General features: G+C 67.9%; 15 protein-coding genes. 7 read left to right on the plus strand and 8 right to left on the minus strand.

The genetic code is table 11. The features are described 5' to 3' along the window. Positions 1 to 5: 5 nt before the first annotated feature. Both AC07X5_RS09465 and atzF read right to left on the minus strand, forming a co-directional pair. Positions 6 to 1,013: an ABC transporter substrate-binding protein gene (locus AC07X5_RS09465; RefSeq protein WP_494769908.1), complete on the minus strand. Its 1,008-nt coding sequence runs from the start codon at positions 1,011 to 1,013 to the stop codon at positions 6 to 8. 44 nt (positions 1,014 to 1,057) lie between these two features. Further along, positions 1,058 to 2,794: an allophanate hydrolase gene (gene atzF / locus AC07X5_RS09470; RefSeq protein ID WP_494769909.1), complete on the minus strand. Its 1,737-nt coding sequence runs from the start codon at positions 2,792 to 2,794 to the stop codon at positions 1,058 to 1,060. A gap of 296 nt (positions 2,795 to 3,090) precedes the next feature. On the opposite strand from atzF, the gene AC07X5_RS09475 reads away from it, so the two are divergent. From AC07X5_RS09475 to AC07X5_RS09495, 5 genes are all read left to right on the plus strand, one after another. Next, on the plus strand, positions 3,091 to 4,137 hold the full coding sequence (locus AC07X5_RS09475; protein WP_494769910.1) for a histone deacetylase family protein: 1,047 nt from the start codon (positions 3,091 to 3,093) through the stop codon (positions 4,135 to 4,137). Further along, entirely contained in the window at positions 4,134 to 5,234 is a 1,101-nt protein-coding gene (locus AC07X5_RS09480; protein WP_494769911.1) for an NAD(P)/FAD-dependent oxidoreductase, read from the plus strand. Before AC07X5_RS09475 ends, AC07X5_RS09480 begins: the two co-directional genes overlap by 4 nt. Positions 5,235 to 5,394: 160 nt before the next feature. Further along, complete coding sequence (locus AC07X5_RS09485) at positions 5,395 to 5,700, plus strand: DUF883 family protein (protein ID WP_409956870.1); 306 nt, start codon at positions 5,395 to 5,397, stop codon at positions 5,698 to 5,700. A 64-nt stretch (positions 5,701 to 5,764) separates the two neighbouring features. Then, positions 5,765 to 6,160 (plus strand): phage holin family protein, encoded by a 396-nt coding sequence (locus AC07X5_RS09490; protein WP_409956869.1) that lies wholly within the window; start codon positions 5,765 to 5,767, stop codon positions 6,158 to 6,160. Continuing rightward, on the plus strand, positions 6,160 to 6,489 hold the full coding sequence (locus AC07X5_RS09495; protein ID WP_494769912.1) for a hypothetical protein: 330 nt from the start codon (positions 6,160 to 6,162) through the stop codon (positions 6,487 to 6,489). Before AC07X5_RS09490 ends, AC07X5_RS09495 begins: the two co-directional genes overlap by 1 nt. A gap of 44 nt (positions 6,490 to 6,533) precedes the next feature. Here the strand turns inward: AC07X5_RS09495 and AC07X5_RS09500 are convergent, their stop codons facing one another. After that, complete coding sequence (locus tag AC07X5_RS09500; RefSeq protein ID WP_494769913.1) at positions 6,534 to 12,149, minus strand: alpha/beta fold hydrolase; 5,616 nt, start codon at positions 12,147 to 12,149, stop codon at positions 6,534 to 6,536. A 98-nt stretch (positions 12,150 to 12,247) separates the two neighbouring features. On the opposite strand from AC07X5_RS09500, the gene AC07X5_RS09505 reads away from it, so the two are divergent. Continuing rightward, on the plus strand, positions 12,248 to 13,993 hold the full coding sequence (locus tag AC07X5_RS09505) for a hybrid sensor histidine kinase/response regulator (protein ID WP_494769914.1): 1,746 nt from the start codon (positions 12,248 to 12,250) through the stop codon (positions 13,991 to 13,993). Positions 13,994 to 14,009: 16 nt separating this feature from the next. Here the strand turns inward: AC07X5_RS09505 and AC07X5_RS09510 are convergent, their stop codons facing one another. Both AC07X5_RS09510 and AC07X5_RS09515 read right to left on the minus strand, forming a co-directional pair. Then, positions 14,010 to 14,663 (minus strand): response regulator, encoded by a 654-nt coding sequence (locus AC07X5_RS09510; protein ID WP_409956303.1) that lies wholly within the window; start codon positions 14,661 to 14,663, stop codon positions 14,010 to 14,012. A 193-nt stretch (positions 14,664 to 14,856) separates the two neighbouring features. Next, on the minus strand, positions 14,857 to 15,915 hold the full coding sequence (locus AC07X5_RS09515; protein WP_494769915.1) for a quinone-dependent dihydroorotate dehydrogenase: 1,059 nt from the start codon (positions 15,913 to 15,915) through the stop codon (positions 14,857 to 14,859). A gap of 47 nt (positions 15,916 to 15,962) precedes the next feature. Between AC07X5_RS09515 and rpiA the strand changes: the two genes are divergently transcribed. Next, positions 15,963 to 16,652: a ribose-5-phosphate isomerase RpiA gene (gene rpiA, locus AC07X5_RS09520; protein WP_494769916.1), complete on the plus strand. Its 690-nt coding sequence runs from the start codon at positions 15,963 to 15,965 to the stop codon at positions 16,650 to 16,652. Between the two features lie 109 nt (positions 16,653 to 16,761). Here rpiA and AC07X5_RS09525 read toward each other — a convergent pair whose 3' ends face one another. The 3 genes from AC07X5_RS09525 to folD are packed head-to-tail and all read right to left on the minus strand — an operon-like array spanning position 16,762 to position 20,406. Further along, the gene (locus tag AC07X5_RS09525) at positions 16,762 to 17,427 is read right to left on the minus strand and encodes a glutaredoxin domain-containing protein (protein ID WP_409956306.1); all 666 of its coding nucleotides are present in this window, start codon (positions 17,425 to 17,427) and stop codon (positions 16,762 to 16,764) included. A gap of 37 nt (positions 17,428 to 17,464) precedes the next feature. Next, positions 17,465 to 19,510 carry a M3 family metallopeptidase gene (locus AC07X5_RS09530; protein WP_494769917.1) on the minus strand — a complete coding sequence of 682 codons (2,046 nt, stop codon included), beginning with the start codon at positions 19,508 to 19,510 and terminating at the stop codon, positions 17,465 to 17,467. Between the two features lie 41 nt (positions 19,511 to 19,551). Next, positions 19,552 to 20,406: a bifunctional methylenetetrahydrofolate dehydrogenase/methenyltetrahydrofolate cyclohydrolase FolD gene (folD, locus tag AC07X5_RS09535; RefSeq protein ID WP_494769918.1), complete on the minus strand. Its 855-nt coding sequence runs from the start codon at positions 20,404 to 20,406 to the stop codon at positions 19,552 to 19,554.

The raw sequence follows: 20,406 nt of genomic DNA on the forward strand, positions 1-20,406 counted from the left end.
TGCCCTCAGGCCTTGTAGATCAGGCTGTCGACCACGACCTTCTTCTCGAAGATGCCCTTCTCGGTGAACAGGTCGTAGAACTTCTGGAAGTGCGCCAGGTCGCTGGGCTTGAACTCGTTGTAGAGCATGTACGAGGCCAGCGGCACCTCGGCCGTGAGCGGGCCTTCGATGGCGGTGTAGCCCTTCATGAACTGGCGCGCTTCTTCGGGCTTGGTGCGCACCAGCTCGATGCCCCGGGCATAGGCGGCGATGAATTTCTTCGCGGCTTCGGGGTTCTTCTTGATGAATTCGCTGGTCAGGCTGGCCGCGCCGCCGTGCCAGGGGGCCATGGCGTCGCCCAGGATGTATTTGGCCACCACGCCCGATTCAATGACGCGCGTGGTCCCGTTCATGCGGCCGATGGTGCCCGTGGGCTCCAGCGTGTAGCAGGCATCGACCTGCCCGGCCACAATGGCGGCGATGTGCTGGCCGATGGGCAGCTCGGTCACCGTGACGCCGCTGGCACCGGCACGCTCCAGCATGGTCTTGCACAGGGTCATGTTCTGGATGCCGGGGCCCGAGGCGACCTTCTTGCCCTTGAGGTCGGCCATGGTCTTGATGGCACTGTCCTTGCCGGTGATGAACTGATCGAGCACGAACTTGGCGTTGCTCGGGTTGGTCGCGAAGATCTTGAACAGACCGGGCTGGGCGATCTCGCCGATGGCCAGGTTGGCCGAGCCCGTGCCGTTGGAGCTGCCATCGGACCGGCCCGAGAGCATGGCCTCCATCACCTGCTGGGCGCCCGCGAACTTGAGCGGCTCCACGTCCAGCCCGGCCTCCTTGAAATAACCCTTTTCCACCGCAGCGAAGAAGGGCAGGCCGGCCGCCACGGGCCAGAAGCCGATGCGGATCTTGGGCGCAGCCTGGGCGCGCACCAGTGCGGGCGCGGCCAGTGCGCCCAGGGTGGCGGCCGAGGCCTGCAGGACGCGGCGGCGCGAGGTACCGGTGGAAGGGGTGGAACTGTGGGATGTCATGGCAGGCTCCTGCAGCAGGGTTGGAAGGGATGGAGTGGATGGAATCAGTTGCCGGCCTTGAGCGACGCGATGTATGCCCGCCAGCCGCCAAAGTGGCTGATGTCGCGTGCCCCGGCCAGAGCCAGCGGCTCGCAGATGAAGCCCTGCACGCTGCTGCCGTCGGCCAGGGACAGGGTGCCTATGCCCAGCGGCTGGGGAATCAGCGCGACAAAGCTGCCGTAGTGCGCGGCCGGCATGCGCCAGACCTCGACGGCGATGCGCGTGCCCTGGCCCGGCGCCACGCGCAGCAGGCCGGGCTTGGGCGGCACGGTGCCGGGCAGGGCGTAGAGCTGGTAATCGGGTGCGGTCTCGGTGGCGCGCTCGAGCGTGGCGCCGCGCTCGGCGAGCTGGCCATTGAGCGGCATGCCGCTCAGGTGCGCGCCGACCACGGCGACCCGTACCGTGGCGGGCGCCAGCAGGCCGGCGATGGGTTGGGGCGCGGGCAGGGGCGTGCTGCCGGCGGCCTGGGGCAGGCCGGTGGCATGGTGGTAGCGCTGGCCCAGCTCGGCCAGTTGCAGGTCGCTGCCGCAGGGTCCGATCAGGGTGATGCCGAAGGGCAGGCCATCGGCACGCAGGCTGCTGGGCACCGCGATAGCGGCATAGTCCAGCAGGTTGACGAAGTTGGTATAGGCCCCCAGGTTGCGGTTGAGCACCACCGGGTCGGCCTGCATGGCCGCAATGGTGTAGTGCGTGGGCGCCGTGGGCACCAGCAGCACATCGATGGCCTCGGCCCCTTGCCACATGGGTGCGACCTGCTGGCCCAGCGCGCGCAGACGGGTCTGGGCATCGCACAGGTCGGCCGCGCTGTAGCCGCGCCCGCTGGCCAGGATGCTGCGCACCGGCTCCACCACCTGGTCGGCATGCGCATCGAAGAAGCTGCGCACGGCGGCGTAGCGCTCGGCCACCAGGGCACTTTCGTAGAGCAGGGCGGCGGCCTGGGCCAGGGGTGCGTAGTGAATGGAGACCGGCGTGCCGCCCAGGGCCTTCAGCCGGGCCACGGCCTCGGCGAATGCGGACTCGGCCGCTGCGTCGCCAAAGAACTCCAGCACGTCGGGCACACCGAAGCGGAAGCTTGCTGGCAGCGGCTCGCTGGCCAGCCTGAGCTGGCGGCCATAGGGGTCCTCGGCGTCATAGCCCTGGGCCACCTGCAGCACGCGGGCTGCGAGGTCCACCGTGCGCGCGAAGATCGAGACGCAGTCGGCGCTCTGCGCCGCCGGCACCACGCCGCGGGCGCTGATGAGGCCCTTGGTCGGCTTGATGCCCACGATGTTGTTCAGCCCGGCTGGCACGCGGCCCGAACCGGCGGTGTCGGTGCCCAGAGCGAAGTCGACTTGCCCGGTGGCCACCACATAGGCCGAGCCCGAGCTGGAGCCGCCCGAGACATAGGCCGGGTCCAGCGCATTGGGCACGGCGCCGTGCGGCGAGCGCGTGCCGTTGAGCCCGCAGGCAAACTGGTCCAGGTTGGTCTTGCCCACCAGGGTGGCGCCGGCATCGAGCAGGCGCTGCACCACCGCAGCATGGGCCGCAGGCGCATGGGCGAAGGCCGGGCAGGCGGCCGAGGTGGGGTGGCCCGCCACGTCGATGTTGTCCTTGACCGCGAAAGTCAGGCCGCTGAGCGGCCCGCCGGCCGTGCCGGCGATGGGGGGCTCGCAGCGCAGGATCCAGGCCTGCGGCGCCAGCGCGGGCAGGTCCGCCGCTGCAGGAGGAAGTTCGGCCACCAGGGAGCTTGTTGCTTGCACCATTTTGAAGAATTCAATCTTGGATACAAGATGAGATGCAAGCGCTGTGCCAGCTTGGGCCGATGTCGACCGGCCATCATCGCGGGCGGTGGCGTGCCTTGTCCCGCCAGAGGAAGCCACCTCGTAAGGCGGCCCGAATCGCCCTGTGCGAGACGGCGCCGGGCGTTCCAGCCTTGGGGATGGCAGCACGGTGGTGCTGAGTTCTGGTGCACCGAAAGCGGTGCGGGACGCGCTAAAGTGGTGAGCCCTGCCGCCCCTGTCCTGCCGGGGCTGGCCTCCCTCTTTTTGACTCTGCCTGCATGATTTCCTTCCACAACCCGCTGCACCACCGGCATGCGCCGGTCCACGAGTTCTTCCGCGGCGAGCGCGTGCCCTGCTTCGAGAAGCCGGTGCGCGCCCAGTACGTCGAAGACGCCCTGCGCGAACGCGGCCACGGCCTGCTGGTGCCCGACGTGGACAGCAGCCCCGTACTGGCCCAGATCCACGCGCCGCGCTACCTGGCCTTTCTGCAGACGGCCTGGCCGCAATGGCTGGCGCTGGATGCGGCCAATGCCTCGGTCCAGCCCTTTCCCTCGGTGTGGCCGGTGCGCAGCCTGCGCAGCGACGTGGAGCCGGACAACTTCGTGGCCAAACTGGGCCTGTATTCGATGGACAACGGCACGCCCATGGCCGAAGGCACCTGGGAGGCCGCCAAGGCCGGCGCCGATGCGGCAGCCAGCGCAGCGAACCGCGTGGCCCAGGGCGCGCGCGCGGCGTTCTGCTGCACGCGCCCGCCCGGCCACCATGCAGGCCCGGATTTCATGGGCGGCTACTGCTTCCTCAACAATGCCGCCGTGGCCGCGCAGTGGCTGCGCAACCATGGCTCACAGCGCGTGGCCCTGCTGGACGTGGACTACCACCACGGCAATGGCACCCAGAGCATCTTCTACGGCCGCGACGACGTGCTCTTCGTCAGCATGCACGGCGACCCGCGCACCGAGTACCCGTTCTACCTGGGCCATGCCGACGAAACCGGCGAAGGGCAGGGCGCGGGTTTCAACCTGAACCTGCCGCTGCCCGCAGGCACCAGCGCCGAGCAGTGGTTCGCCGCACTGGAGCAGGCCTGTGCGCGCATTGCCCAGTACCAGGCCGATACGCTGGTGGTCTCGCTCGGGCTCGATGCCTTCGAGGATGATCCGATCTCCAAGTTCGCCCTCAAGACGACGGACTTCACGCGTCTGGGCGAACGCCTGGCCGCGCTCGGCCTGCCCACGGTGTTCGTGCTGGAAGGCGGCTATGCAGCGGCGGAGCTGGGCCACAACGCCGTGAATGTGCTCGACGGATTCGAGCAGGCGGCAACGCGGTGAGCGAAGCCGTCGATTGCGTGGTGGCGGGCGCCGGCGTGGTCGGGCTGGCCGTGGCCCGGGCGCTGGCGCTGCAGGGGCGCGAGGTGATGGTGTTGGAAGCCGCCGATGCCATCGGTACCGGCACCAGCTCGCGTAACAGCGAGGTCATCCACGCGGGGCTTTACTACCCGGCCGGGTCGCTCAAGGGGCGGTTGTGCGTGCAGGGGCGCGAGATGCTCTATGCCTACTGCGCCGCGCGCGGCGTGCCGCACCGGCGCTGCGGCAAGCTGATCGTGGCCACCTCCCTGGAGCAGATACCCTCACTACAGGGCATCGAGGCGCGTGCAAAAGCCAACGGCGTTCACGATCTCGTGTGGTTGGATGCTGTAGCCGCCCAGGCGCTGGAGCCTGCGCTGCAGTGCGTGGCCGCGCTGCATTCGCCGAGCACCGGCATCATCGACAGCCATGCGCTGATGCTGGCCTTGCAGGGCGACCTGGAGCATGCGGGGGGCCTGGTGGCGCTCAACTCTCCACTGGCGCAGGCGCGCTGCACGGCCGAGGGCATCCTCCTGCAGGCGGCCGATGGAACCGAACTGCTGGCGCGCACGGTGGTCAATGCCGCAGGGCTTGCCGCGCCTGAGCTGGCACGGCGCTTCGAAGGGCTGGACCCACGCCATGTGCCCGTGCCGTACTACGCCAAGGGCAACTACTTCACACTGGCCGGGCGCGCGCCGTTCACCCGCCTCATCTATCCCGCCCCCGAGGCGGCAGGCCTGGGTGTGCACCTCACGCTGGACCTGGGTGGCCAGGCCCGCTTCGGCCCCGACGTGCAGTGGGTGGGCGACCCTGCGGACCTGCAGGTGGACCCGGCGCGCGGCGATGCCTTCTACGCCGAGGTGCGCAAGTACTGGCCCGGCCTGGCGGACGGCGCGCTGCTGCCGGGCTATGCTGGCATGCGCCCCAAGATCACGGCGCCGGATGAACCGGCGGCCGATTTCCTGATCCAGGGGCCAGCGGTGCATGGCGTGCCGGGCCTGGTGAACCTGTTCGGTATCGAGTCCCCAGGCCTGACCAGTGCGCTGGCCATCGGCGCGCATGTGGCGGCTTTGTTCTCATGATGCGTGTCAACACCCTGTCATGCGTAAGCCATTGAGTCCAAGTCCTACAAGGCGTTTGGCAATGTGTCCGCTAAGATGACTGTGAGCGCTGCATGAGGGGGAGCCACAGGCAACCCATGGGGTGTGATTTCTTCAATGTCTAATCAGAAAGGTTTGCTTTATGAGCGTTTCCGACTCCATCTCCACGACCCAGGCCGATCTGGAAAAACTCGTGTCCGACCTGCGCGGCCTGCTGGCCAGCAAGGACCTCGATTCCATTCCCGACATCAAGGTCTTGCGCCAGAAGCTCGACGATGGCTTGCACAGCGCGCGGGAAGCGACCGTGCGTGCTGCCCAGGATGCCGCCCGCCAAGCCAAGGATGCCGCGCTGGCTGCGGACCGCTATGCCCATGACGAACCCTGGCGCGTGGCTGGTGCCGCGCTGGCCGTGGGCGCCCTGGTCGGCTTCGTGCTTGCACGCCGCTGAAGCGGCTGTGTGTTGACCCGCAGGCCGCATGGCCTGCTTTGACCTGTAGAACCCAAGGACACTGATGAACTGGCTTGCTCTTCTGGGCCTGGATGCGCTGGTGGCGCGCTGGCGCGCAAATGTCATAGAAGGGGCGATTGCAGCCGAAGACCGGATGGACCTGGCCCGCCTGGAATGGCAGGACCAGAAACAGCGCCTGCAGCAGCTGCTGGTGCTGACCATCCTGGTCGGCGGGCTCACGGTGGTGGCCCTCATCATGCTGTCCATGGCGGTGCTGGTGCAATTCTGGGACACCGAACACCGCGTGCTGGTGGGCTGGCTGGTGGCAGGGGCCTGGCTGCTCGGCTGGGGCGGCACGCTGTTTGGCCTGGTTTCCGTGGCCAAGCGGGCCAGCAACGGCTTTGCGCTGACCCGCAAGGAACTCGCCCAGGACTGGCGCGACATCAAGGAGCGCCTGTGATGGCTGCCGACAACCAACAAGCCTTTGTTCCCCAACCCACGGCCGAGCAGCAACGGGTGCTCGACCGCATTGCCAAGCAACGCGAGCGCATCCGCGCGCGCCGCATCGCGCGCGCCCAGTCGGTGGCGCTGGCCCAGTCGGCGCATCAGGCCTCCTCAGACGAGCCGTTTGCGCTGCGGGCCGCGGCCTTTGCCAAGGAGCACCCGGCCGCAGTGGCGGCCCTGGCGGGGGTCGCCCTGGTGGCCGGGCCGCGCCGCCTGATCCGCTGGGTGGGCCTGGCCATGCCGCTTGTCAGCCGCCTGCGGCCCTTCCTGGTGCGAAGGGGCTGAGGGCCTGGAAGGCCTCTCCACCCACGGGCGGGCCTGCCGCAAGGCTATGCGTCCAGCAGCTCGCTGCGCGACGCTTCAAGCAGGCGTCCGACCTGGAGCCTTGAGCGCAGTTCCCTGGTGAGGATGTTGCCGGGCCCGTAGACGTCCATGGCCACCCTGGCGGTGCTGCCAGCCCCGGGCTCCTCGGTGATCGTGATCTTGGAAAACTGCCGCGGGGCATCCGAGGCGAAACGCGCGGTGGACACCATGGCGGCATCGGCGTCGCTGCCCGGTGCATGCACCGGCTGGTCGAAGGTAAAGTCCGACGGCTGGGCGTTGGCGAAGGGCAGGCTGGCATTCCACGCCGAACACACGAGATTGAGCGCCGTCGCGGACTTGCCCTGGCTGGTGAGTTCCACCTCGACCAGTGCGCTCAGGTGGTAATCACCGGCCACGAAGATGAGGCCTTCGATTTCATTCTGCACAATGAAGCGCACCAGCCTGCGCCAGCTGGCCGGGTAGCCGAGCCAGTTGTCCGCGGCCAGGCAGGTGGCGGGTTCGGCCACGAAACGCTTCTCCGGCAGGGCGAAAACGCTGCCGCTGCACAGCAGCTTGGGGCCTTTGGGGTGGGCCAGCAGCCAGCGTTCGATGGCCTCCATCTGGCGCTCGCCCACGATGTGGGCATCCCTCCAGTTGTGCAGCGTGCGGGCGCTGCGCTCCGTGCGCGTATCGGCGGCGAAGGCGGGGATGCCACCGACGTCGAACTCGTGCCACAGGCCGCGCCTCACGGTCCATCCCTTGGGGGTGAGGGACAGGCTGGGCAGGTCCTTGCGGTGAAAGCGCGACTGGTAGGCCGCGGCCGCCAGGAAACCGTTGAAGAAGCGCTGTCCGCGCAAGGAGTCTGCCGTGGCGTTGTCCGCCCCGTCCAGGTTGTCGTCGAACTCATGGTCATCCACCACCAGCCAGACGGGAAGGCGTGAAAACAGCTGGCGTGTGGCGGCGCCGCCCCAGCTCTCGCGGTAGCGCTGTGCACCGCGCTCATCGCGTTCCGTGGTCTCCGCGATATTGGCCATGGCATCGGCATAGATCTGGTCGCCCAGCAGCAGCAGGGCCTGAGCGGGTGCCGTGGCATCGTCGATGTGCTGCTCCATGTCGCCGGCCAGCGCGTCGATCGCACGGCGCTCGAGCGCCATGCCCGGCCAGCGGCAGGAACTGGCGAGAAAACTCACCGCGGGGCGCGTGTGGGTGTCGCTGGTCCAGCGCTGCCACCAGGGCAGCGCAGCCAGGTCGAGAATGACTGGCAGCGATTCGCTCGTTGCAGGGCTCTGAACGGCACCATCGGGCGCCACCGCCCTGGCGGTACCGGACCCCTGGGGAAGGCAGCGCAGCGTCAGGCTGATCGGGGGCAGGTCCTGGAACGGCAGCTTCTCGCTTTCCTCCAGCACGCAGGTCCAGTAGTAGCCCTGTCCGGTGGGGGGCAGGGCCGGGGGAATGGTCTGCGCCACCACGCCGGGAAACGCCGTCACCTGGGCGCTATCGCACAGCACCCCGCCGATGCGGACCTCCGGTGCCATCGGCGTGCTGGTCGTGTCGAAATACTGCTCCACCCAGATCACCAGCCGGCGCCGGCGCTTTTCTCCTTGCAGGTACCACTCCGCTTGCAGCATGGGGCCGGTCAGGGGCCGGATGGGCGCGATGAAGTCCCGGTCGGCCAGATCGGTGTCGCTGGACTGGCCCACCGGGCGTGGCAGGTCGGGGTCGATGTGGCAGCCATCGGCGATGTCCTCGAATGCGGCCGGCTGGTCGAGAAAGCGGGTGAGGTGCGGGTAGATGTCCTGGTGGGCATTCTTGCCGAACAGGAAGTCCATGTGCCCATAGCCCCTGCGGATGAAGGTGCGCACCACCCGGTCGGGACTCTGTGCGAAGACCCGTCGCAGCCGGTTCCAGGTGCGTGCCGCGCCGCGCGGGTCGAACACCTTGTTTTCAAGCCCGTGCACGAACAGCGTGGGGAAGTGCCAGTTCGCGAGGAAGTTGTCTTCGAGCAGGTAGGCGTTCTCGCCCTCGCGGTTGGTCAGCCGCTCGCGCAGCACGATGAAGTACAGCTGGCGGAACACCTCGACGCCGGCCACGCCGACCAGTTCGCCGAGCCGCTCGTGCGTGCGCGGGTCCAGATTGGCATGCACCCATTCGCGCCCATAGAAGGCAGTCATCCGGTTGCATATGGCGCAGCCCGCGCCGGGCGAGTCGCGGTGCGCTTCGTGCAGGCTGCGCTCTTCATCCGTCCAGGCCAGGGTGGCTGCAAACCGGTCCAGCAGTTCGTCGGCAGGGCCTGGCTTGGCAGGCAGCAGGGGGTCGATGCGTTCGTTGCCCGTCAGCAGGTTGCGGTAGAGCGCGGCCAGTGCGCCCGAGAAGCGGTTGGACACGGAGGGCACCACCCAGGGGTGCACCGCATGGATGATGGCCGCGCGCACCTTGGCGGTGTCAAAGCGCGCCTGCAGCGCTGCCATGGCGAAGGCGCCCGCACCCACGCAGTGCGCGAACACGTCGATGGGCTGGCCCCCCGCCTGGGCATGCACGCGGTCGATGGCTGCCGGGATGTCGTTGTGCGCGATATCGTCCATGGTGTGCGCATCGCGCGCATAGCCCAGGCGGTTGGACATGCGGTTGTCCAGCAACCAGACGGTATAGCCCGCGTGCACGAAGTGGCCTGCCAGGTTGGTATCGACGGTGTCCGTTGCGTACACGCCGCTGCCGTGGGCCAGCCCGTGGATGAAGAGGATGTGCCCCACGCTCTCGGGGTGGCGGTAGACCGTGAGCTGCAGCTCGATCTGTTCCTGGTCGCCGCTGCGGCGCGCCGTCTTCAGCACCTCGGCCTGCGGCTGTACGTCGATGCCCTGTGCCGTCTTCAATGCGGGGTGGGGGGGCAGGGCTGGGCGCGTGTACTTGGCGTAGTCCAGGCCCCGCAGGGACCAGAAATGCGTCTGCATCACCGCGCGCAGCCACAGGGAGGCGAACGATGCCAGTCCGACGATGGAGGCCGGCGTGTTCGCCGTCTCGCGGATCTGCAGCCGCAGCCGGCTCACGAGGTCCGCGAGATCAACGCGCAGCGCAATCCTCCAGGGTGCGCTGTCGTCCTTGCTGCGCAGCTCGAGGTCCAGCATCGTGAGCGCTTCCCAGAGGGTGCGCGCGCCGTTGCGGTAGGCCAGCAGCTTGCTGCCCCGGGCGACGATCTCCATCGCCTGGTCCGCAGCAGCGCCCTGGGGCTGCAGGGTGAAGTGGTAGTCGAGCGTGCGGTAGTTCGTGTGCAGCCATCCCGCGCGGGAGAAGCCGAGAAGCTTGCGGAACCAGCCGGAAGTGAAGTACTGGGACATTCCGCCGGGCCTGCGCTTGAGGTAGGTGGCGACAGCGAGCAGCCAGCGCCAGCCCCTGCGCAGGACGCCGGCCCGCTCGAGCGCAAGCAGGGACACCTGCCCGGAGCCGCGCAGCAAGGGCTCGCCCTTCAAGGCATCGGAGTGGATCGATGGCCAGCCCGGGATGGCATTGGCGTAGATCGCCAGGGAGGCAGCCCATGGGCGCGATGGCTCGGCCAGCCACTGGTGCAGGTCGACCGCCACCTCCACAGCCGCGATCAGGGCGCGCGGCTGCGTGGCGGCCTCGGCGCTCAGCGCCGGGTCGTGCGCGGACAGGAGCTGCCGGGCCCAGTCGGGCAGGTGGTCCTTGTCCGAGCCGCCCAGCAGGTGCTCGTGGATGCGAAAGACCATGGCACTCCCGGGGCCGGCGGGCGCCGCTTCGGCCACGCGGGGCTGGAGTTGCGCCACTTGCGGTGCGGGGCCTGGCGTGGGTTGGGCGGGCGCGGCGCTGCGCTGGCCCGTCTGCGCCAGCTCGCGGGCGATGTCCCGCGCCGCGAGCAGGGACAGGGCGGAGATCGTGACGAAGGGATTGACGCCCAGGGCGTGCGGAACGATGGCTCCGTCCAGCACGTGAAGGCCCGCGTGCACCTCGCTTCCTGCGCCCTTGAACACGGCACCGCGCCAGTCGACCACCCCCCGGCTTCCGTCGTCGCCCATGGGGCAGCCGCCGAGCGGGTGCACGGTGATCGATTTTTCCTGCTGGCCACCGGAGATGATCTCCGCAAAGCCATCGGGGGCCGGATGCCACAGGGGGTTGGGAAGGTAGTCGCCGCCATCGAAGCCGCCGGCCGCATGCGCCTGGTTGAATGCGCGGTGCACGGCCTGGTAGTAGCTGGCACTGCCGGCCGTTGCGGCGCCGCTGTCGGGGGACCAGCGCACGTCCAGCTCCAGGGCATCCGGGTCCGCAGGGTCTGTTGTGCCCGACGGGGTGCGCAGCAGGATCTTCCCGTTCGATGCGTCCTGGCCCATGGCCAGCAGCAATTGCGCGTGGCGTGCCGCGTCCGGTGGCAGGGCCAGGGGGTCGTCGGTGCCGGGGAAGCGCGCATCCACGTCGCGCACATAGCGGTGCAGGGTCGCCAGCGTGTGGCCCAGCGTGCTGGTGGCCTGGGCAAGCGCGGAGGGAATGGCGCCGTCCTGCACCAGGATTTCCTGCTGCACGCCATCCACCTCCAGGGGCACGCGCAGCGTTCCCGAGATGGTCGGGCCGATATCCCGGCTGGGGCTGGTGTCGCCGGCTTCGGGGGCCGAGACGGCATGGACGGCCTGGCGCTGGCGCCAGCCCATCGCAATCACGTCGCCGTTGGTGGAAAAAGACGAGCCGAGCGCCTCTGAGCGCGGCAGCTGGAAGGACCGCAGCAAGAGCTCGGTGCTGCCCAGGCTGCCTGCGCTGGCGATGACGGTGTGCGCGTCGATGCAAAATTCGATGGGCGAGGTGTTGCGGCTGCCCGCCGAGCACCGGAAATGCACGCGCCAGCGCAGCTCGCGTCCGTTCGCGCTGCGTGCGGGGGTCTCCAGCGGCTCCACACGCAGGGCGGTGCCGCCGACGAAGAAGCGCGCACCGCGCGCGTGCGCAGCCGGAATGAGGTTGGTGGCCAAGGAGCCCTTGGCACCGACATTGCAGCCGGTGAAGCAGTTGCCGCATTGCACACAGGCCTGCATCTCCACCCCGTGTGCATTGGTTCTCTGCGTGTTCGAGATGGTGAGGTCGACCGGCTGGGCCGCCTGCGCCTGCAGCCCGCCCGCAAGCCGCGAAAGGGCCTGGAATTTGGGGAGGGCTGGCGCGCCCGCAAGGGGCGCCGCCTCCAGCGCCGAGACGACTTCGTCCAGGGCATGCACCAGGGCTTCGCGCCGCTCACCACCGCTTTGGTATACACGCGGCCACCAGTCCTGGTCGAAGGTGGCTGGCGCGGGCTTGAACGCCACGCCGGCGTTGATCAGGGAGCCACCTCCCAGGCCGCTGCCCGTGAGCACGGCCACTGCATCGAAATTCTGGACATTGAGCAGCGCCTGCGCGTTCCCCAGGGCTTTTCCGCTGGCGCCGCGCTGCAGCCTCAGGTGGCCGGGTAGGTGGCCGATGTCTTCGGGAAATTCCCCGAGCGCGTACTCTCTGCCCCTCTCGATCACCCAGGTCTCCACGCCCGGACCGGCCAGTTCCCGCGCGGCGAAGCTTCCTCCATAGCCAGACCCCACAATCAGCACATCGCAGCTGGGGTTTGGGTTGACCTGCAGCATCGTCTCGATCGACTCGGACCAGCGAGAATGGGTCGCCATAGGGCCTTTCCGTGGGCATTGGTTTTTGAGTAACAATTGTTTACATGCATTTTCTACCGCCATTTCCCGTTGATGCCAATCACCCATTGGATGTAGCAATGGCGCGCGAGTCGCTGCGGCTGAGGGCACAGCAGTCGGTCAGCGCGCGCACCATGGTGGTGGTGGCGGCCATCGTGGCGGCGATCTGCTTCGGTTTTTCCACGCCTGCCTGGCGCGTGCTGGCGTGGATGGTTCCCGTGGTGCTGATGGCCCAGATCAATTCGGTCCTTAGTGCGCGTGCGCTGGCCGTGCTCGACTCGGCAGACGCGGCCGCGCTGTCCCAGCAGCAGACCGATCATTGGTGGATCACCGTGGCCAACCAGGCTTTGATGGGGACCACCGTCTGGTGGATCGGCTATGGCACCAGCGGGGGCATCGCGACCTTTGCCACGGTGCTGCAGCTCATCTACCTGGGCGGCGCGCTGGTGAATGCGTCCACCCATCCGTCGACCTTCATCGCCGGGGCGTGGATCAACCTCGCCTTCGCGGCGGTGTTCTGGCTGACCCAGGGCGGCACCAACGGCCTGCCCCTGGCGCTGGCCTTGTTTGGTGTGGGCCTGGTGGTCGCGGCCTCGTCACGGCAGACGGCGCAGGCATTCCGCGATTCGCTGCAGATCCGCTTCGAGAACGCGGACCTGATGCGCCGGCTGGGAGAGGAGAAGCAGGTGGCCGAAGAGGCGAATGCCGCCAAGTCGCGCTTCCTGGCTGCGGCCAGCCATGACCTGCGCCAGCCCCTGCACGCCCTGCTGGTGTTTTCGTCCCTGCTGCACCGCCACGAGACACCGCAGACCGCGCAGTTGATCGCCCACATCCGCGATGCGGCAGGCTCGCTGGACAAGCTGTTCTCGGGGCTGCTCGATCTGTCCAAGCTCGAAACCGGCAGCATCGTGCCGCAGATGCAGGCGCTGAACATCGCCGCCATGGTGCGCGATCTCGCGCGCGAGTTCGGGCCGCGGTGCGCCGCCAAAGGGGTGACCATCGAGGTCGAGGGGGATGCGCAGGCCTGGGTGCTGAGCGACGCCTTCCTGCTGGAGCGCATCCTGCGCAACCTGGTGGACAACGCGGTGAAGTACACCAACGATGGCGGTGTCATGGTCAGCGTGTTCGCGCGGGAAAGCGTGGTGGAGCTGCAGGTGCGCGACACCGGCATCGGCATCGCCCATGAGGCGCAGGCCCGGGTTTTCGAGGAGTATTTCCAGGTCGGAAATCCCTCGCGCGATCCCGGGCAGGGCAGTGGCCTGGGCCTGGCCATCGTGCGCCGCCTGGCAACCTTGCTCGGGCTGGAAATGGGCATGCATTCCAACCCGGGCCAGGGCACCACCTTCACCCTCACCTTGCCCCAGGCGCCGATTTTCGAAAGCACGGGCGTCGGCGCCCTGTCGGCGCCAGCCGAGCCCGTGCTGACCATGGCCGTGGATGTATGGCTGGTCGAGGACCATGCCCTGGTCCGGATGGCGACCACCCAGGCACTCGAGTCATGGGGCTGCAAGGTCACGCAGTGGGAGGGCATGCCCCCGGATGCCGCCATCGAAGCAGCCACCGCGGCCCCGCATGCGCTGATTGCCGACTACCGGCTCGCAGGAGACGCCACCGGCCTGCAGGTGGCGCAGCGCCTGCGATCCCGCTGGCCTGCGCTGCCCGTGGCCATCATCACGGGCGACCCCGGCATCAATCTCCACGAGGTCGAGCGCCTGGGCAATATCGCGATGTGGCAAAAGCCGGTGCTGCCCTCGTTGCTGATCAAGTGGCTGGCCGATCTCGGTGAGCAGGTGCCTGAACGCGAGGCCCGGGCCTCGGCCCACTAAGAACCTGTTCAAAGTGTCAGGCGATGCGCACGCCCTGCCGTGCGCAGACGTACACCGCCTCGGTGCGGCTTTGGACGTTGAGCTGGCGAAAGATGACGCTCAGATGCGATTTCACCGTCTGGTCGCTGATGTTGAGCTCGCGCGCAATCACCTTGTTGGGCAGGCCGCGCAGGATGGCTGCCAGCACATCGCCCTGGCGCTGCGTCAGCTCGGGGAAGGCCTGGGTCAGGTCGCTGGGCAGATGGTTGTCCGGTGCGGGGCCGGCCGTCCTGCCGGGGCCGGAGAGCAGGGTGGCGGGCAGGTAGATGCCACCCGAGGCAATGGTGTTCAGGGCGAGCAGCAGTGTTTCCGGCTCGGAGTCCTTGGCGATGAAGCCGACCGCGCCGTTGTCGATGGCGGTGCGTACCAGCGCCGCGCTCTTCTCGCCCGACAGCACGATCTGGCGCGCCTGGGGCACCAGTTCGCGGATGGCCACCATGGCCTCGGCACCCGAGAGGCCTTCCATGTGCCAGTCCAGCAGCACGATGTCCGCGGGTTGCTCACGCAGTTTGGCGAGCCCTTCTTCGCAACTGCCTGCGATCTGGGTGTCGATTGCGAAGCCCAGCTCGGCCAGCAGCAGGCGAAGTCCCTCACGAAACAGGGAGTGATCGTCGATGACAAGAACATTCATGGGTTGGAACTACGGAGCATTGCCGCAGCACCCAGGGGGCCACGTGCATTGTCAAAAATGGAATGGATTGCCATCGGATGACACATTTGGTATCAAGCGACTATGCCACGGTCTTGGCGTGCATGCTCTGTAACACCGCCAATTTTTACCACTTGGTGGAATCTTAACCGCGTACCGGGGCTTGCCGGACGGGTCACCCCATGCCCTTGATGGCCTGTGCCGCACGGGTCACGAGGGCCGGGCCCTCGTAGATCAACCCGGTGTAGATCTGCACCACGTCCGCGCCCGCGCGGATCTTGCTCACTGCATCGTCGGCGCTCATCACGCCGCCCACACCGATGATGGGAAACTGGCGGCCCAGCGCGGCACGCAGCTGGCGGATCACGTTGTTGCTGGCCTCGAGCACCGGTGCGCCGCTCAGCCCGCCGGTCTCCTCGGCATGGCGCAGGCCCTTGACGGCATCGCGGCTGATCGTGGTGTTGGTTGCGATCACGCCGTCCATGCCGTGGCGCTGCAGCGTGGCGGCGATCACCGACACCTGCTCCTCGCTCAGGTCCGGGGCGATCTTCACGAAGATGGGCGTGCGCTTGCCGGCCTGCTGCGCCAGCACTTCGCGGCGCGCGGCGATCGCACCCAGCAGCCCGTCCAGCGCTTCGTCGCTCTGCAGGGCGCGCAGGTTCTGGGTGTTGGGCGAGCTGATGTTCACCGTCACATAGTCGGCATGGGGGTAGACGCCGTCCAGGCAGGTCAGGTAGTCGCTGGTGGCGTTCTCGATGGGTGTTGTGGCGTTCTTGCCGATGTTCAGGCCCAGCAGCATGCGCGGGCCCCGGCCCTGCGCCTGCTCGCGAAAGCGCGATCGCTGCACGTTGCGCAAAAAGGCGTCCAGCCCTTCGTTGTTGAAACCCAGGCGGTTGATCAGGGCGCGCTTTTCGGGCAGGCGGAACATGCGCGGCTTGGGGTTGCCGGGCTGGGCCTTGGGCGTCACGGTGCCCACCTCCACGAAGCCGAAGCCCATGGCGCCCAGGGCGTCAATGACACGCGCGTTCTTGTCCAGCCCGGCGGCCATGCCCACGCGGTTGGGAAAGCTGAGGCCCGCCAGCTCGATGGGGTCGTCCACCCGGGTGTTGCACCAGGCCCATTGCAGCGGCGTGCGCTGCCCGCGCGCCAGCATGTCCATAGTGAGTTCGTGTGCAGCCTCGGCATCCAGGCCGAAGAGGAAAGGGCGGGTGAGGGCGTAGGGGATCAGGGACATGGAGGGATGACAGGGGATAATTGCGCAATTACCCCTGATTTTCCCCCATGACGACCTCTACCCCCCTGACCCAAGACGAACTCAAGGCCCTCGTAGGCCAGGCTGCCCTGCAATACGTGGTGCCTGGCGAGATCGTGGGGGTGGGCACGGGCTCCACCGTCAACAAGTTCATCGACGCACTGGCCAGCATGAAGGACCGCATCAAGGGCGCCGTGTCCAGCTCCGTGGCCAGTACCCAGCGCCTGAAAGCGCTGGGCATCCCCGTGTTCGACGCCAACGAGGTCGAGTCCCTGTCCGTGTACATCGATGGCGCCGACGAGATCGACGGCCAGGGCCACATGGTCAAGGGCGGCGGCGCCGCACTCACGCGCGAGAAGATCGTGGCCGCACTGGCGGGCCGCTTCGTCTGCATTGCCGACGAGTCCAAGCTGGTGCCCGCGCTGGGCAAGTTCCCTCTGCCAGTGGAAGTGATTCCCATGGCGGCAGCCCACATCGCCCGCCGCTTTGCGGCCATGGGTGGCAAGGCGACGATTCGCCAGAAGGACGGCCAGCCGCTGGTCACCGACAACGGCCAGCACATCCTGGATGTCACGGGCCTGTCCATCACCGAGCCGCTGGCCTTCGAGTCCGACGTCAACCAGTGGCCCGGCGTGGTCACGGTGGGTGTGTTCGCGCACCAGAAGGCCTCGGTCTGCCTGCTGGGAACGGCCCAGGGCGTGAAGACGCTGAGCTACTGATCCCGCGTGAGCCCCTTTTGGAGGGGCTGCGCCAGCAAAATGACAATGGGCCGCAGTAGCGGCCCATTGTCTTGGCGGGTACAGGGCAGGCAGATGCCTGCCAGCAGGCTCAGAACCTGATGCCCGCCGGATTGGTGGGCGACGGGCCTTCGGTAGCCGCCGGTGCCGGGCGCGCGCGTGGCGAAGCCGTAGCGGCCGCCGCGTTCGAGGCGGGGGCCGCAGCAGGGGCTGCCGGCGCCGCGACCGCCACCAGTGGCGTGGCTGGGGGACGACGGTAGTTGGCCGACAATTGCGACGCCTTCGGGTAGCCCGCCGCATCCAGGTACTGCGTCCACTCTGTGTCAGAAAAGCCGGCCATGCGCTGGGCTCCGATGGTGCCGTAAGGCAACGAGGTGTCTCCGCTGAGTTTGCGCAGCGCGTCAAGATCCTCGTTGGTGGTCACGGTACGCTCCGTGAAGGGCACACCCCGGTTCACCAGCAGGCTGCGTGCACTGGCACAGGGCGAGCAGTCGCTACCGGTGTACAGCGTGACGGGAAAGCGCTGGGCGATGCGCGACAGCTCCAGCGGCAGGCCGGTAGTGCCGCCCACGGCACCCGTTGCGGGGTTGGTGGTGCTGGTCGTGGCCTTGGCGGCATTGTCGGGCGCCCGGTCCGAGAAGGTGACCTTGCCGTCGGGTCCGACGATGCGGTACACCGTTTGCGCCTGCGCTGCACTACAGGCCAGCAGGACCAGCATGGGGGCCAGCATCGGCAGGGACAGCAGGTTTTTGCGCATCGTCTTTCTCCTCGGAATCCGGTTATGGTGGGAAAACTCAGGCCGCGGCCGGCCCGGCCATGCCCTGGTGGCGCATCAGCGCATCCAGGCGCGGCTCGCGGCCCCGGAAGGCCTTGAACGACTCCATCGCCGGCCGGCTGCCGCCCGCCTCCAGGATGGCTTCGCGGTAGCGGCGGCCGGTCTCGGCGCTGGGCTGGCCGTCGCTGCCCACGGTCTCTTCAAAAGCCGCATAGGCGTCGGCGCTCAGCACCTCGGCCCATTTGTAGCTGTAATAGCCCGCAGCATAACCGCCCGCGAAGATGTGGCTGAATGTGTGCGCCGTGCGGCTGAAGGCCGGCGGCTGCAGCACGGCCACTTCGGCGCGTACCTGGGCCAGCAGGGGCATGATGTCCTGGGCAGGGTCGTGCTCGGTGTGCAGCAGCATGTCAAAGAGCGAGAACTCGATCTGGCGCAGCGTCTGCATGCCGCTCTGGAAGTTCTTGGCGGCGATCATCTTGTCGAACAGCGCGCGCGGCAGCGGCTCGCCCGTGTCCACGTGGGCCGTCATGTGCTTGAGCACATCCCACTCCCAGCAGAAGTTTTCCATGAACTGGCTGGGCAACTCCACCGCATCCCACTCCACACCGCCGATGCCCGAGACATCGCGCTCGTTCACCTGGGTCAGCATGTGGTGCAGGCCGTGGCCGAACTCGTGGAACAGGGTGATCACATCGTCGTGCGTGAGCAGCGGCGGCTTGCCATCCACGCCACTCGCGAAGTTGCACACCAGGTGCGCCACCGGGGTCTGCAGCACGCCGGTGTCGGGGCGCAGCCAGCGGGTGCGCACGTCATCCATCCAGGCGCCACCGCGCTTGCCGGTGCGCGCGGGCTGGTCCAGGTAGAACTGGCCCACCAGGGTGTCGCCACGCTCGATGCGGTAGAACTCCACGGCAGGGTTCCACACGGGGGCACTGTCGCGGCGAATGGCCACCTCGAACAAGGTCTCGATGATCTTGAACAGGCCGGCCAGCACCTTGGGTGCCGTGAAGTACTGCTTGACCTCCTGCTCGCTGAAGGCATAGCGGGCCTCCTTGAGCTTCTCGGAGATGTAGGGCCAGTCCCAGGCCTTTGGATCGGCCAAGCCCAGGTTGGCGGATGCGAAGGCACGCAGGTCGGCCACGTCCTTCTCGGCATAGGGGCGGGCGCGGTGGGCCAGATCGCGAAGGAAGCTGACCACCTCGGCCGGCGAATCGGCCATCTTGGCCACCACCGAGACTTCGCCGAAGTTGGCATAGCCCAGCAGCTGCGCTTCTTCCTTGCGCAGCGCGAGGATCTCGCTGATCAATGCAGTGTTGTCGTACTTGCGGGCATCACCCTCGGCCTGGTCGGAAGCCCGGGTCACATAGGCGCGGTAGATCGTCTCGCGCAGCGCGCTCCGGTCGGCGAACTGCATCACCGGCAGGTAGCACGGCATCTTGAGCGTGAGCTTGTAGCCGTCCTTGCCCTCGGCCTGGGCAGCGTCGCGCGCGGCCTGCAGCACATCCGAAGGAATGCCGGCGACCTCGGCATCACTGGCGTAATAGGCAAAAGCGTCCGTCGCATCGAGCGCGTTCTCGCTGAACTTCTGGCTCAACTCGGCCTGGCGCTCCTGGATTTCGGCAAAGCGGTCCTTGGCCGTGCCGGTCAGCTCCGCGCCGCTGAGCACGAAGTTGCGCACCGCATTCTTGTGCGCCTGGCGCTGCTCGCTGGTCAGGGTGGCCGGATCGATGGCCTTGTACTTGGCGTACAGGCGCTCGTCGGCGCCCAGGCGGGTCCAGAACTCGGTCATGCGGGGCAGGGCGGCGTTGTAGGCGGCGCGCAGCTCGGGGGTGTCTGCCACGCTGTTGAGGTGGCTCACCGCGCCCCAGGCCGTGCCCAGCTGTTCGGTGGCCACGTCCAGTACCTGGGCGATGGCATCCCAGCGGGCGGGAAAGTCGGGGGCGGTCACCGTCTCCAGCGCCACATTGGCACGCTCGAGCAGCACATCGACCGCAGGGGCGACGTCCTCGGGCGTGATGCGGTCAAACTGGGGAAGGCCGGAAAATTCGAGAAGGGCGTTGCTCATGCGGTGTAGATGGCGCCTCGGGGCGTAGGTTCAAGAATCTTTTACCGGGCGGCCGTGCGTTCGGCCGCCTCGATGGTGTTCACCAGCAGCATGGTAATGGTCATCGGGCCGACCCCGCCAGGGACGGGGGTGATCCAGCCGGCCACTTCCTTGACGCCCTCGAAGTCCACGTCGCCGCAGAGCTTGCCTTCGGCGTTGCGGTTGATGCCCACGTCGATCACGATGGCGCCGGGCTTGACCATGTCGGCCGTGAGCGTGTTGGCGCGGCCCACGGCGGCCACCACCACGTCGGCCTGGCGCGTGTGGTAGCCCAGGTCGGGCGTGCCGCTGTGCGTCACGGTCACGGTGGCATTGGCCTGCAGCAGTAGCAGGGCCATGGGCTTGCCCACGGTGTTGCTGCGCCCGATGACCACGGCATGCTTGCCCTTGAGCGACTGGCCGGTGGATTCAATCAGCTTCATGCTGCCGTACGGGGTGCAGGGGCGAAAGCCCCCCAGCCCGGCCATCAGCTCGCCGGCCGACAGCACGGAATAGCCATCCACGTCCTTGGCAGTGGAAATCGCCTCGATCACCTTGTGCGGGTCGATGTGCTTGGGCAGGGGCATCTGCACCAGGATGCCATGCACGGTCGGGTCGGCGTTCAGCGCGGCGATGCGGGCCAGCAGCTCGGCCTCGCTCAGGGTGGCTTCGTACTTCTCGAAGACCGAGCGCACGCCGCTGTCCTCGCAGGCCTTGACCTTGTTGCGCACATAGACGGCCGAGGCCGGGTCTTCGCCCACCAGGATCACCGCCAGGCCAGGCTGGTGGCCGCGCGCGGTGAGGGCGGCGGCGCGCTGGGCGACTTCGCTGCGCAGTTGGCGGGAGAGGGCGGTGCCGTCGATGAGTTGGGCTGTCAT

Source organism: Acidovorax sp. GW458-11-26-14-TSB4 (assembly GCF_059423865.1).